This window comes from Flavobacterium polysaccharolyticum (genome assembly GCF_038739875.1).
Taxonomy (GTDB): domain Bacteria; phylum Bacteroidota; class Bacteroidia; order Flavobacteriales; family Flavobacteriaceae; genus Flavobacterium; species Flavobacterium polysaccharolyticum.
Genome location: NZ_JBCGDP010000013.1, coordinates 46439 through 59736, shown reverse-complemented (window position 1 = coordinate 59736; position 13298 = coordinate 46439). Strand labels below are relative to the sequence as shown.

Sequence of the window (13298 nt, the reverse complement as noted above, 5' to 3'; positions counted from 1 at the left end):
AAACGTTATGCTAATACCGTTTTCAAATCAGCATTCATACTTCTAACTGCATCTGCACTTTTAGCAAATGCTGCTTTTTCAGCCTCATTCAAGTTGATATCGATGATTTGCTCAACACCATTTTTACCAATAATACATGGCACACCGATACAAATATCGTTTTGACCATATTCTCCTTCTAAGAAAACAGAGCAAGCGATCATTTTCTTTTGATCGTTCAAAATACTATCTACTAAATAAGCCACAGAAGCTCCTGGTGCATACCATGCTGATGTACCTAATAATCCTGTTAAAGTAGCCCCGCCTACCATAGTATCAGCAGCAACTTTATCTAATACTTCTTGAGAAGCAAATTGTGATACAGGAATGCCGTTATACGAAGCCAAACGAGTTAAAGGGATCATTGTTGTGTCTCCGTGTCCTCCGATAACCATTGCTGAGACATCATTAGAAGGAACATCTAGTGCTTTTGATAAATAATATCTAAAACGAGAACTATCTAAAGCCCCACCCATTCCAATGATTCTGCTTTTTGGTAAACCCGTAGCTTTTAACGCTAAATAAGTCATGGTATCCATTGGATTTGAAACCACTACTACAATACAATTTGGAGAATGTGCTAACACATTTTCAGCCACAGATTTTACTATTCCAGCATTGATACCGATTAACTCTTCTCTTGTCATTCCAGGTTTTCTTGGAATCCCCGAAGTAATAACTACAACATCACTGTTAGCTGTTTTGGAATAATCATTAGTACTTCCAGACACTTTGGTATTAAAACCAGTATTAGTAGCACATTGAGAAATGTCCATTGCCTTTCCTTCGGCAAAACCTTCTCTGATATCTAATAAAACTACTTCACTTGCAATTCCTCTATAAGCAATTACATCTGCGCAGGTTGCTCCAACATTTCCTGCTCCTACAATGGTAACTTTCATTTTTTTCTAATTTTATTTATGTGTAAAATTGATTCTTATAATCAATCCACTAATTTACGCATCTATTTTGGCATAAACAGCATTTTTCTCAATAAATTCTCTACGAGGTGGCACCTCATCTCCCATTAACATAGAAAAAACTCGATCTGCTTCAACCAAACTGTCAATATTCACTTGACGTAGCGTTCTAAAATTAGGATCCATGGTTGTTTCCCACAATTGTTCTGCATTCATTTCTCCAAGACCTTTATAACGCTGAATAGCGGCACTTCCACCCATTCTTTCATTGGCTTGATCTCGTTGAACATCTGTCCAAGCGTATTCTTTTTTATTTCCTTTTTTAACCAAGTACAAAGGTGGCGCTGCGATATAAACATGTCCTTCTTCGATCAACTCTTTCATAAAACGGAAAAAGAAGGTCAATATTAAGGTAGCAATGTGACTACCATCGACATCCGCATCACACATGATGATTACCTTATGATAACGTAGTTTAGATATATTCAACGCTTTACTATCTTCTTCTGTTCCTACAGTTACACCAAGTGCTGTAAAAATATTTCGAATCTCTTCATTTTCAAAAACTTTGTGGTGCATGGCTTTCTCCACGTTCAAAATCTTACCTCTCAAAGGCAAAATAGCTTGAAACGCACGATCACGGCCTTGTTTTGCTGTTCCACCAGCCGAATCTCCCTCGACAAGATACACTTCACATCTAGCAGGATCTTGTTCTGAACAATCCGATAATTTACCAGGTAAACCTCCACCGCCCATAACGGTTTTACGTTGCACCATTTCACGCGCTTTCTTAGCTGCGTGACGCGCTTGAGCCGCTAAAATTACTTTTTGGATAATGATTCTAGCATCATTTGGATTCTCTTCCAAATAATTCTCTAACATTTCTCCTACCGCTTGACTTACAGGAGAAACTACTTCTCTATTCCCTAACTTCGTCTTAGTTTGTCCTTCAAACTGAGGCTCTGCTACTTTTACAGAAATAATTGCAGTTAACCCTTCACGGAAATCATCTCCAGTAATTTCGAACTTTAATTTATCTAGCATTCCAGAAGCATCGGCATACTTTTTAAGGGTTCTTGTCAAACCACTTCTAAAACCTTGCAAATGAGTTCCTCCTTCGTGTGTATTGATATTATTTACATACGAAAATATGTTTTCAGAATAACTTGTGTTGTATATTAAGGCCACTTCAACTGGAATTTCACCTTTTTCGTGATCCATCGAAATTACGTGTGTAATAATAGGCTCACGGTTTCCGTCTAAGTAGCGAATGTATTCCTTTAATCCTTCGGTAGAATGAAATACCTCTCCTAAGAAGTTTCCATCTTTATCAACTTCTCTTTTATCTGTAAATGTGATTGAAATTCCTTTATTCAAAAAAGACAATTCACGCATACGTGCAGAAAGTGTATCGTATGAATACTCTGTAGTTTGTGTAAAAATAGTTGGGTCAGGATAAAAAGTTACAATAGTCCCTCTTTTAGTCGTATCTCCAATTTGTTTTACTGGATACAAAGCCTTTCCTCTTTCGTATTCTTGCTCATACACTTTTCCATCACTACTATGAACGGTTGCTCTCAAGTGAGAAGATAAGGCATTCACACAAGACACCCCAACACCGTGAAGACCTCCAGATACTTTATAAGAATCTTTATCAAATTTCCCTCCAGCTCCAATTTTGGTCATTACTACCTCAAGTGCTGAAACGCCTTCTTTTTTATGAATACCAACTGGAATTCCACGACCGTTGTCTTCAACTGTAATAGAACCATCTTCATTTATAGCTACACTAATGGTATCACAATGACCTCCCATTGCTTCATCGATAGAGTTATCTACCACCTCATACACTAAATGATGCAAACCACGGACACCTACATCTCCAATATACATGGATGGACGCATCCTTACGTGCTCCATTCCTTCTAATGCCTGAATACTGTCTGCTGAATAATTGTTCTTATTGATTTCCTCGCTCATATAAATTTATTCTAAAAATGTATTTTTTGTATAACACGCAAATATACAAAAGCAGAAAGGAATTTAGGGCAAAAATGCCGTTTTAAGCGCTTAAGTTATCAACATTCATAGTTTATATCCCAACAAAAAAAAACACGCCCTAAAAAGAGCGCGTTTTCAACATTAAAACTAATAATCTAATTCAAATAAACAATTATGCTTTTACATAGGCATCATCGTGCACATTGGCCACCGCTCTACCTGATGGATCATTCATATTTTTAAAAGCTTCATCCCATTCTAAAGCTATTTTTGTACTACAAGCCACACTTGCTTCTTGTGGCACGCACAAAGCCGCTGCATCACTTGGAAAATGTTCTGCAAAAATAGAACGGTAATAATACTCCTCTTTTGATGTTGGTGTTTGCAATGGGAATTTGTACTTAGCGTTAGCCAATTGTTCATCGGTTACTTCTTCAGCAACAACTGCTTTCAAAGTATCAATCCAGCTATAACCCACTCCGTCACTAAATTGTTCTTTTTGTCTCCAAGCAACACTTTCAGGCAACATATCCTCAAAAGCTTTACGAACTACCCATTTCTCCATTGGGTGTTCTTTGTTGATCATTTTATCTTGAGGATTGATACGCATAGCTACATCCATAAATTCTTTGTCTAAAAATGGTACACGCCCTTCAATTCCCCAAGCAGCCAAACTTTTGTTCGCTCTCAAACAATCATACATATGCAGTTTACCTAATTTACGAACATTCTCTTCGTGAAATTCTCGAGCATTCGGCGCTTTATGAAAATACAAATAGCCTCCAAATAACTCATCAGCACCTTCACCAGACAATACCATTTTGATTCCCATTGATTTAATGACTCTCGCCATTAACCACATAGGAGTTGACGCTCTTACAGTAGTAACATCATACGTTTCTAAGTTGTAAATCACATCACGAACGGCATCTAATCCTTCTTGAATGGTAAATTTAATTTCGTGGTGAATCGTTCCGATATGTTCTGCTACTTTTTGAGCTGCAGCTAAATCTGGCGAACCTTCTAATCCTACAGAAAACGAGTGCAATTGTGGGTACCAAGCATCTACTTGATCGTCTGACTCAATACGTTTTTGAGCGTATTTTTTGGCTACAGCCGAAGTAATTGACGAATCTAAACCTCCTGAAAGCAATACTCCATAAGGCACATCACTCATTAATTGTCTGTGGACCGCAGCTTCTAAAGCTTCTTTAATTGCAGGAATACTGGTTTCATTGTCTTTTACCGCTTCATAGTCCGTCCAATCCCTTTTGTACCATTGTACAAACTCACCATCTTTACTTGATAAATAATGTCCTGGAGGAAACAACTCAATTTTGGTACAATAGCCTTCTAATGCTTTCAATTCAGAAGCTACATAAAAAGTACCGTGTTGATCCCATCCTATATATAAAGGAATAATTCCCATGTGATCACGAGCTACGAAGTACTCGTCTTTTTCAACATCATAAATAGCAAATCCGAAGATTCCATTCATTTCGTCAATAAAATCAACTCCTTTTTCTTTGTATAAAGCCAAAATTACTTCGCAGTCACTTTCGGTTTTAAACTGATATTTACCTTCAAATTGTTTGCGTAAATCGCGGTGGTTATAAATTTCGCCATTGGCAGCCAAAATTAAATTGCCATCTTCGCTTAACAATGGTTGTTTCCCTGAAGCTGGATCTACAATAGCCAAACGTTCGTGAGACAAAATCGCTTTTTCATTACTAAAGATTCCACTCCAATCTGGTCCACGATGGCGGATAATTTTAGACATTTCTAAGACTTGAGGTCTTAGGCTTTCTGATTTCTGTTTTAGGTCAAAGGCACATACAATTCCGCACATAACTATATTTTTATTCTGATTATTTAATTTGATGAAGCAAAGATGCTATAACAGATATAAATAGAAAACACAAAATCGATTTTTAGTTATAAATTATAACTAAAAATCGATTTTTAAATAAAATATGAAATATAAAATCGATTCAATCAGAAGAAACACTTAAAATCTGTAAATCGTAAGCGCTATCTAATTACGATTATTTTTGTTTCGCTCCTTTAACAAAAGTATTTGAAGGCTTTATCTTAACAATCTGACTAGCTTCAACTTGCATCAAATCGGCATCAAAAACCACAAAATCCGCCCATTTACCGACTTCCAAACTTCCTTTTTCGTTTTCTTCAAAATTAGAGTAGGCTGCCCAAAGCGTCATTCCTTTTAAGGTTTCTTCGCGAGACAAAGCATTTTCTATTTGAAAACCATTTTTTGGAAATCCTTTTACATCTTGACGTGCCACTGCAGCGTGAAACGTAAGCATAGGATTGACTTCCTCCACAGGAAAATCAGTTCCTAGGGCTATTGTACCTGCTTTTTGGAGTAGTTTTTTATACGCGTATGCATTTTTCAAACGGTCTTTCCCTAAGCGATCGCCCGCCCAATACATATCGGAAGTGGCGTGTGTAGGCTGAACGGAAGGAATGATTCCGAGTTTAAAATAATCAAAATCGGATTCCTGAATTACTTGTGCGTGTTCAATTTTCCAGCGGCGGTCTTTTTTGCCTGTCAATACTTCTTTGTAGATTTTAAGCAAAACGGTGTTGGCCGAATCTCCAATCGCGTGCGTATTGAGCTGAAAAGGCGAATTGGCAATTTGTTGCGCTACAGCTTTAAGTTGAGGCACTGGAGACAACAAAGCTCCAAATTGTTTAGGACTATCTGAATACGGTTTGTGCATACAAGCGCCTCTCGACCCCAAAGCCCCATCGCCATACATTTTAAAAGAGCGGACATTCAATTGGTTGGTTTTATAGATTCCTTTTTTGAAATACAAATCCATATTTTTTTGATTGGCCGTAATCATCGCATAGACGTTTATTTTCATTTTACCCACTTGTTGCAAACTATCAATCAAAACAATAATATCTGGATCTAATCCAGCATCGTTCACAGTTGTCAAGCCATAATCAAACATTACTTTTTCGGCATCCAAAAGCGCGGCAATTTGTGTTTTTCGGCTGGGTTTTGGAATGATTTTAAACACCAATTCCATAGGGTTGTCAATCAGAATTCCGGTTGGTTCACCATTTTGAAGTTCAATTTGTCCGCCATCCGCTTTTGTCTTAGCGGTAATTCCAGCCAATTGCAGCACTTTGGAATTGACTACTATGGCGTGTCCGTCAATGCGGTTGAGTACCACAGGAATATTTGGAAAAGCGGCATCGAGTGCTGTTTTGGATGGAAATTTCTTAACGGCCCAATCGTTTTGATCCCAGCCATTACCGACAATAAATGCTGGATTTTTTGCTTTTTGAAACGCTTTTAGGCGCGTAATTATTTCTTCGAAGCTTTTGGTGCCGCGCAAATCTACTTCCTGTAACGTTAGTCCATAGCCATAAAAATGACAATGCGCATCTATTAAACCAGGATAGATAAATTTTCCTTTGTAATCTAAAATGGCCTTGGAAGTATATTTTTTCAAAAGCGAATCCGTATTTCCGATAGCCAGAATTTTTCCATCCTTAATCGCCATAGCTGTAGCTTTTTCGAAGGCAGCATTTACGGTATAAATGGTCGCGTTGGTTACGAGCGTATCCACTTCTGTTTGTGTGCTAGACATACAAGAAAACAGGAATAGGAATGCAAAAAACAGAGAAAATGATTTCATATTTTTGAAATTGGGTTTGGTCTCGCTAAGATAAGGAAAAGTCTCCTTCATCTGATTGTTCAAGAATCACATCACCTTACTCGATTAACGCCACTTAAATGTAGACACAAAAAAACCGTTGCTTTCAAACGGTTTCTATTTGTTTTTATTTGGATTTTGTCTAGTATCAAATATCCGAACTACATATATTTTACTTTTATTTTTCCTATAGGTTATCTTATAATGACTTGTTATTAATTTACGATAATCATATTTTAAATGAACAAAATCTTCATCTATCACACCAATTTCCGTAAAATCTACATCAGGGTTTTCTAAAATTTCGATGGTTTCAAAAATTGTATTGATAATTTCTTTTGACTTGAAAACACCATAAAGCAAATCATTAAAACCTCTTACTTTTTGCAAGTCTTTTAGGGCTCTTGACGTTAATTGAACAATTATTTGGTTTCCCATTTGTCCATAATTTCTTTAGCTTCTTTAAGACTATACAAACGACCGTTTTTAATATCTTCTTCTCCTTCGGCAATCATTTTGTCCTTTCTCTTTTGAATCCTGTAAGACTGTACCATTTGGTATAACATTTCCACAGTTTTATCATCTTCCTGATCTATAAAACTATGCAATTCTCTCTTTAACTCAATAGCATTCATCTTTTTATGTTTTAAAAATCAAAAATACAAATTTTGTTTCAACTACTTTTACCCTTCTTTCCAAAAAATCAAAATAATCCCTGCTAGCCCCGGGAGGAGCGGCATCCTTTGTTGCCGAGGTTCGGCAGCAAAGATATAGCGGATCGCGGGACGATGAAGCCAAGAGAGCCTGATTATTGCCGCTACTATGCTATAGACAAAACAAAACTCTGACGGATAGTAAATGCAAATAGCTTATTGTTCTTTTTATTTTTTTCCCTATAAATTGATTACAACTACTCTCAGTCTGTATACAAAGCTCCGTTTTTTATTTTTTAATTTAAATTATAGTTAATTAAACCACAAAAAAAATCATTTTTAAAATCAGTTTATTTTTTATAATTCGATTTATTTCTACTGTACTTTAAAAATTAGCCCAGCAATATCTTTCATGCAATGCTACTGTGTTTAGATATTCCCACTGAAAACACTATTACTATTTTGTTTAAGTGTAAATTGACGTTCCTATACAAACGCGACACAAACAGAACAAAATTCATATAATTTAACCTATTTATACATATTTAATAAATTTAATCACTAAAAAATATTATATTCGTAATATTATAACCAAAAAAAAACAACCAATATGACATTTAAAATTTTTAGAATATTAATAGTAACCGCTATTATATTCACATCTTGTAGTAGAGATGAAAGTGAAAATCAAACAGTAGTTGTCAATGTTTTGCAAAAGGAACCATTGACCACAGCCCAAATTAATGCAACTATTAATCAAGTTTTAACTTCAAATAAACAATTCCATTGGAGTGAAATGTCGAGTCAAATGATTTGGAGCGCGGCTTTGCAAGGTCAAAATTTAATCACAATAGGATTTGGGAATTCCGCTTCAGATTTTGACAGAAGTAAGTCGTCAAATAACCAAAAAATGCAAGAGGATTTACTGAGTATTATTTCTAAATACGAAGGCAAAGAATTAAAAGATATTTTAGTTTCTTCGGATGAATTTTTAAATCTCATGGATGTTGTTATTACCAAACAAGAGACAGTAATTGCCTTGAGACAAAGTAAATATATTAGATATATAGAACCCGCTGATTATAGGTATTTAGGCGACAGAGCAAACAATCAATACGAGAAATCGAGCTCTAGTACTAGCTCTGGTTGTGGGTTTGAATCTTCTACTTTAAATACTCAAGATTACACCACAGTAACTCCTAATGCAAGAGTTCCTTGGACATTTTATCAACATAATATTCCATCGGCTTGGAATTTAAGTACAGGAAGAGGAATTACAATAGGTGTTATTGATACAGGTACTTCTCCTAACCAAACTTTACTGGGATCAAACTTTAATAATGGTCTTTCAACAGATCGTTCTATTCAAAAATTTGGGACATTTGTAAATTCTATTTGGCCATGGAGCACAACAACAGACGGATCTAGTGATCTATGTGGACACGGTACCAGTATGTCATCAGTAGCTGCTGCACCTAGAAATGACAAAGGATTACCTGTTGGAGTAGCCTATAATGCCAACTTAGTAACGTATAGAGCCGCAGAAAATGTATTACTAGAAGGCTACCACGAACAGAATGGGGTTAAAAATGCGTTTACTGGTTTAGGAAATAATTCAAATGTGAAAATCATATCCATGTCTATGGGATATATATTTTCTGTAGGGAAAATTTCTGATGGTGTAAAATACGCTCATAGCAAAGGTAAATTAATATTTTGTGCAGGAGGAACTTCTACTACATTTACCACTTTTGTTGGAGTAATTTTTCCTGCCTGGATGCCAGAGGCAGTTGCCGTAACTGGAGTAAAAGAAGGTACTAATTATCAGAAATGTGATGTTTGCCACACAGGGGACAAAATTGATTTTACCATAGCCATGCAAAGAGCAGCAGGAGGAAATACGGTTCCTGTTACAAGCTATTACGATAATCAATCTGATTATGTAGGAGGTTCTTCTGTGGCCACAGCAACTACTGCAGGAATTGCTGCATTAGTATGGGCTAAAAATCCAACTTGGACAAGAGATCAAGTGCTAACAAAAATGAAACAATCTTCTAGATATTACCCTACTAAAAATCCTGATTTTGGTCACGGAAACATCGATGCTTTCTTAGCTGTTCAATAAATCTTAAAAATAACATAACCACTTATTTTTTTATAATTAAGTGGTTATGTTTCATTTCTATAAATATAACTTTTAAATAGTTCGAAGTGTTGCATTTATACTCACAAATATTAAAATAAAACACAAAAAAAGGTTGGTTTCGAACGGTGATTTATTCGTTTTATTTAGATTCTTTATTGTACCAAAAATGTGAATTATATATCATACTTAAAGACATTATCTCTATAGTATTCATCTTTTCATGTTTTAAAAATCAAAAAATATAAATTTTGTTTCAACTACTTTTACCCTTCTTTCCAAAAAATCAAAATAATCCCTGCTAGCCCCGGGAGGAGCGGCATCCTTTGCTTTTTTTCTTTAAAAAAGCAAAGATATAGCGGATCACGGGACGATGTTACCAAAAAAAACATTTGCTTCCCGCTCCTACTCTAACTTTTAAATTACAAAATTTCTTGAATGGTGTATTTGGTGGTGTTGATTTCGAATTCGAAATCTACTTTGTTGCCCATTAATTTCCTGCCCAAAGGAGATTGTGGCGAAAGCGCGATGATGTTGATGCCCTCGATTGTGATTTTGGGCAAGGCCAAACTGAGGTAGAGGTAAATGCCGTTGGCCACGACCAAACTACCCACGACTATGGTTTCGGCTACGATGGTGGGGTCGATTTTGTCTAAAACGGCTTTTTGAGCCAAGACTTCTTTTAGTTTGTGATTGAATTTTTCTTGCTCAATATGCATCATTGAAAGTGCGGTTTCGTGCTTGTCGCCTGCGGATCCTTTGGCATCATTTTTTGAATCTTCAGTCAATGCGGCAATCATATCGCGAAATGCATCGATACGGTCTTGCACTAATTGCAGGTAGTAGGTGTGTGTTTTTTGTTTGAATGTCATAGGAAAAGGTTAACCACAAAGTGCACTAAGAAGCGCAAAGTACACAAGGTTTCATTATTAATTTCTTTTGAAAAATGTCTCGCATAGTAATTCAAAAAAAGGAAAAATCTAACTTATAAAATAACTCTATATTTATTTCAAATTCGTTTTAGGAACAGCTTGTGATTTATAGTTCATAGGGAGTAAATCGCCCATTTTTTTGGTAGATAAAACTCCTGAATACTCCACGTCTTTGACATTAAGATTATTTCCAAAATTATCGATGTAAAGTGTATCCGTCTTGAAAACAATCTGAGATTGCTCTTTCTTTTTGTACAAGACGTTATATACTGAATAAAATTTAGGTTTCTTACCCGCAAGCAATACGTCTTTCAAGTCATTGACTAGAATTGTTACTTTTTTCAAATCTCCATTGTCCTCGACTTTAAAAAATTGTGAAGGGTCGGCTTGAAAACTCTTTCGAAACAATAAAAAGTCATCTTTTCCCCATACATTACTTGTAAGGTTCTTAAAAAAATGCATAGATGAACCTTGGTAAACTTTCTCTCTTCTTAACTTTACTTTTTCATCATTAATTACCTCAGAAAACAAAGCCGTTCCTAGAAACAAACTTTGGGTTACATCTTGACTTTTTATTGACTTTTTATAAAATTTCAGGCTAAACTCATATAAATCAAACTTTATTTTATATCCCAAATGCTCATTATTTACCAGTAAAGGGACTGAAGAGCTTGCCGTCAATAGGTTGTTATCATAATCGTACACAAAATTAATTTCATCTTCATTTTCTATCTTACACGATTTTCCTGCTACCGTTCTTCCTAAAAAATACTCTCTAAAAATGTTTAGCATACTTTTTCGACTGAACCCATTTTTTACGATTACTACTTCTTTTAAAGCTTCTGGTTTTAAAGAAAGATAAACGTTCTGATTGTTGTTTTCAAAAGGATTAGCTATAAAAACCGAATTATAACCTAGGTAATTAATCACCAATGAAGAATTAATCTTTTCTTTTACCACAAGATAATACTTCCCTTCTGAATCAGTCAAAGTACTGATTGTTGTCCCATCCAAATACACGGTAGCTCCTGGTAAAGGCTTTTTTTGTTCATCAAACACGGTTCCTTGAATTGCTTGTGCAAAAGCAACGCTTGAAAAAAGTAAAAAAAACAAAAGCAACCGTATTTTCATAGCTTTAAAAATCAAATTTATAACTTGCTCCCGCTACGATTTGAAATCCTTGAACGGGAAGATTGAGCCATTTTTGATAGGCTTGGTTGGCAATATTGTTGGCTCTTAAAAAAGCGGTAATGCGCTCGCTGTATTTATAACCTACATTCAAGTTTACATCAAAATAGGACGGCAAAGTAATACTAGCCGAATTGGTAACCAAATCCGTATTGAATTGATTCTCTTTTCTATCGCCAACAAAAAACACTTTAGCACCCGCAAACCATTTGTCTGTAATGACAACGTCTAATGTGGAATTGATTTTCATAGTGGGTAAATTCCACGCTTCGGCTTGAATATCTGTCGTATAGGTATTTAAAGTAGCATTTATTCCGAAGGCCACGTTTCTTGAAAAATCGGCTTTTAATTCTGCAAAAAGACTCATCGTTTTTACATCATCATAGACTATACCTAATGAATTTCCAAAAGCGTAAGACTCATTTGAACTAAGTTCCGTATAGTTATTCGCCTTGAACAAGGCCTTATTCCCTTCATTCAGATAGGATGCACTAACATTATAGCTAACTGAATTTGCCAATTTACCTTTTAATCCAGCAAAAAGATTGTACTTGGAATCTGTGGGCTGAATAAATAAAGTAGGAGAAAGAAATGGATTTTCATTCACAAAATCCATATAAGTATTCTGTTTTAAACTTCCATCGGCACCTAAATAAAAGATCATCAAATCACCCACGACTTTGTAGGATGCTTTGAAATTAGGATAGAAATACAATTTGCTTTTACTAGCTTGGGTATCCAAACTATAAAACAAACTCGCTCCTATTTGTAAGCTCCAATCGTTCTCTGCAATAGCAAATCGAGGGGCTAATCCAAAATTTAAGAAGCGATACTCAATAGCCGCTGTATTGGTTTTACTATAATTATTCTCAAAGGATCCGCCCAAATAATCCAAAACAACAGAGGTTGTGACTGCTTCATTCCAAAGATCCATTCCAAAAATAGATTGCGCAAAAAAACGATTTTCAGAAGATCCAAAAGCATCTGTAAAATGATGAAATTTTATTTTGGATTCATCTAACATACTTTCATCCATAGTCAGATTTCCTGATAGCGTGATGGTATTGTATTTTTGTTCTGAATCAATACCATTGATTAAATCGTTACGCTCACTTGGAGTTAAAGAACTTCCGAAATCAGCTTGCAATCCATACCAATTATAAGTTTGACTTTGAAATCCACCAGCAACATCCCAAGAATAATCACTTTCTTTTACTCCATAAAACAAATCTAATTTGGTATCATAAAAATGGTCATCGAGTAGCACATCATTTATACCACCTTGAGAAGAATGATGCTGAAAGCTCGCCCCTATAAAATCTCTAGCTTGTAATTTTTTATACACAAACAACGAACCTTGAAGCGTTCCGTAATTTCCAATACCCAATGAAGCATAATTTTCGAACAAGCGTTGTGCTTTGGCTTTTTCTACACTTGCAGCAACTCCTTTTGCAGGAGTAAAAGTAGACGCTACAGGAAAAGACAAAACCGTATATTTTACTGTTTCTTTTTGGGCATTTCCTTTATCGTCCAAAAGTGGCGTTTCTTTGATTTTGAAGGCATCCGATACGGTAGGCGAAAAAGATTTCACAACATTTACCTCTTCTGACCCAATGGTACCTTTCTTTTCTTGAGCAATACCCAAAGAGAAAACAAAAAGCATTGTAATGATACTAGTGATGCTATTGGAGGAAAAAGACTTTACTTTATCTTGTATATTCATATTATTTTAC

Annotated in this window: 10 protein-coding genes; 1 reads left to right on the top strand and 9 read right to left on the bottom strand. The window is 35.5% G+C overall.

The features are described 5' to 3' along the window. Nucleotides 1-5 precede the first annotated feature (5 nt). From mdh to WFZ86_RS13380, 6 genes are all read right to left on the bottom strand, one after another. Nucleotides 6-941: a malate dehydrogenase gene (mdh, locus tag WFZ86_RS13405; RefSeq protein WP_342692396.1), complete on the bottom strand. Its 936-nt coding sequence runs from the start codon at nucleotides 939-941 to the stop codon at nucleotides 6-8. 54 nt (nucleotides 942-995) lie between these two features. After that, nucleotides 996-2939: a DNA topoisomerase (ATP-hydrolyzing) subunit B gene (gyrB, locus tag WFZ86_RS13400; RefSeq protein ID WP_342692395.1), complete on the bottom strand. Its 1944-nt coding sequence runs from the start codon at nucleotides 2937-2939 to the stop codon at nucleotides 996-998. Between the two features lie 193 nt (nucleotides 2940-3132). After that, a complete protein-coding gene (gene asnB, locus WFZ86_RS13395) occupies nucleotides 3133-4809 on the bottom strand; it encodes an asparagine synthase B (protein ID WP_342692394.1) in 1677 nt (558 codons plus the stop codon). 196 nt (nucleotides 4810-5005) lie between these two features. Further along, on the bottom strand, nucleotides 5006-6631 hold the full coding sequence (locus tag WFZ86_RS13390) for an amidohydrolase (protein WP_342692393.1): 1626 nt from the start codon (nucleotides 6629-6631) through the stop codon (nucleotides 5006-5008). Between the two features lie 135 nt (nucleotides 6632-6766). Further along, nucleotides 6767-7087: a type II toxin-antitoxin system RelE/ParE family toxin gene (locus tag WFZ86_RS13385; protein WP_342692392.1), complete on the bottom strand. Its 321-nt coding sequence runs from the start codon at nucleotides 7085-7087 to the stop codon at nucleotides 6767-6769. Continuing rightward, on the bottom strand, nucleotides 7072-7284 hold the full coding sequence (locus tag WFZ86_RS13380; RefSeq protein ID WP_342692391.1) for a hypothetical protein: 213 nt from the start codon (nucleotides 7282-7284) through the stop codon (nucleotides 7072-7074). Before WFZ86_RS13380 ends, WFZ86_RS13385 begins: the two co-directional genes overlap by 16 nt. 628 nt (nucleotides 7285-7912) lie before the next feature. Here WFZ86_RS13380 and WFZ86_RS13375 point away from each other — a divergent pair. Beyond that, complete coding sequence (locus tag WFZ86_RS13375) at nucleotides 7913-9427, top strand: S8 family peptidase (protein WP_342692390.1); 1515 nt, start codon at nucleotides 7913-7915, stop codon at nucleotides 9425-9427. A 440-nt stretch (nucleotides 9428-9867) separates the two neighbouring features. Here the strand turns inward: WFZ86_RS13375 and WFZ86_RS13370 are convergent, their stop codons facing one another. The 3 genes from WFZ86_RS13370 to WFZ86_RS13360 form a co-directional block, all read right to left on the bottom strand. Next, nucleotides 9868-10317 (bottom strand): hypothetical protein, encoded by a 450-nt coding sequence (locus WFZ86_RS13370; RefSeq protein ID WP_342692389.1) that lies wholly within the window; start codon nucleotides 10315-10317, stop codon nucleotides 9868-9870. 132 nt (nucleotides 10318-10449) lie between these two features. Further along, the gene (locus WFZ86_RS13365; protein ID WP_342692388.1) at nucleotides 10450-11508 is read right to left on the bottom strand and encodes a carboxypeptidase-like regulatory domain-containing protein; all 1059 of its coding nucleotides are present in this window, start codon (nucleotides 11506-11508) and stop codon (nucleotides 10450-10452) included. A 4-nt stretch (nucleotides 11509-11512) separates the two neighbouring features. Next, nucleotides 11513-13288: a TonB-dependent receptor gene (locus tag WFZ86_RS13360; RefSeq protein WP_342692387.1), complete on the bottom strand. Its 1776-nt coding sequence runs from the start codon at nucleotides 13286-13288 to the stop codon at nucleotides 11513-11515. Nucleotides 13289-13298: the final 10 nt, after the last annotated feature.

Excerpts from the sequence above, each read along its gene's own strand:
- mdh (WP_342692396.1), bottom strand. The coding sequence starts at position 941 with ATGAAAGTTACCATTGTAGGAGCAGGAAATGTTGGAGCAACCTGCGCA.
- WFZ86_RS13390 (WP_342692393.1), bottom strand. The coding sequence starts at position 6,631 with ATGAAATCATTTTCTCTGTTTTTTGCATTCCTATTCCTGTTTTCTTGT.
- WFZ86_RS13365 (WP_342692388.1), bottom strand. The coding sequence starts at position 11,508 with ATGAAAATACGGTTGCTTTTGTTTTTTTTACTTTTTTCAAGCGTTGCT.
- WFZ86_RS13360 (WP_342692387.1), bottom strand. The coding sequence starts at position 13,288 with ATGAATATACAAGATAAAGTAAAGTCTTTTTCCTCCAATAGCATCACT.
- WFZ86_RS13370 (WP_342692389.1), bottom strand. The coding sequence starts at position 10,317 with ATGACATTCAAACAAAAAACACACACCTACTACCTGCAATTAGTGCAA.
- WFZ86_RS13375 (WP_342692390.1), top strand. The coding sequence starts at position 7,913 with ATGACATTTAAAATTTTTAGAATATTAATAGTAACCGCTATTATATTC.
- WFZ86_RS13380 (WP_342692391.1), bottom strand. The coding sequence starts at position 7,284 with ATGAATGCTATTGAGTTAAAGAGAGAATTGCATAGTTTTATAGATCAG.
- asnB (WP_342692394.1), bottom strand. The coding sequence starts at position 4,809 with ATGTGCGGAATTGTATGTGCCTTTGACCTAAAACAGAAATCAGAAAGC.
- gyrB (WP_342692395.1), bottom strand. The coding sequence starts at position 2,939 with ATGAGCGAGGAAATCAATAAGAACAATTATTCAGCAGACAGTATTCAG.
- WFZ86_RS13385 (WP_342692392.1), bottom strand. The coding sequence starts at position 7,087 with ATGGGAAACCAAATAATTGTTCAATTAACGTCAAGAGCCCTAAAAGAC.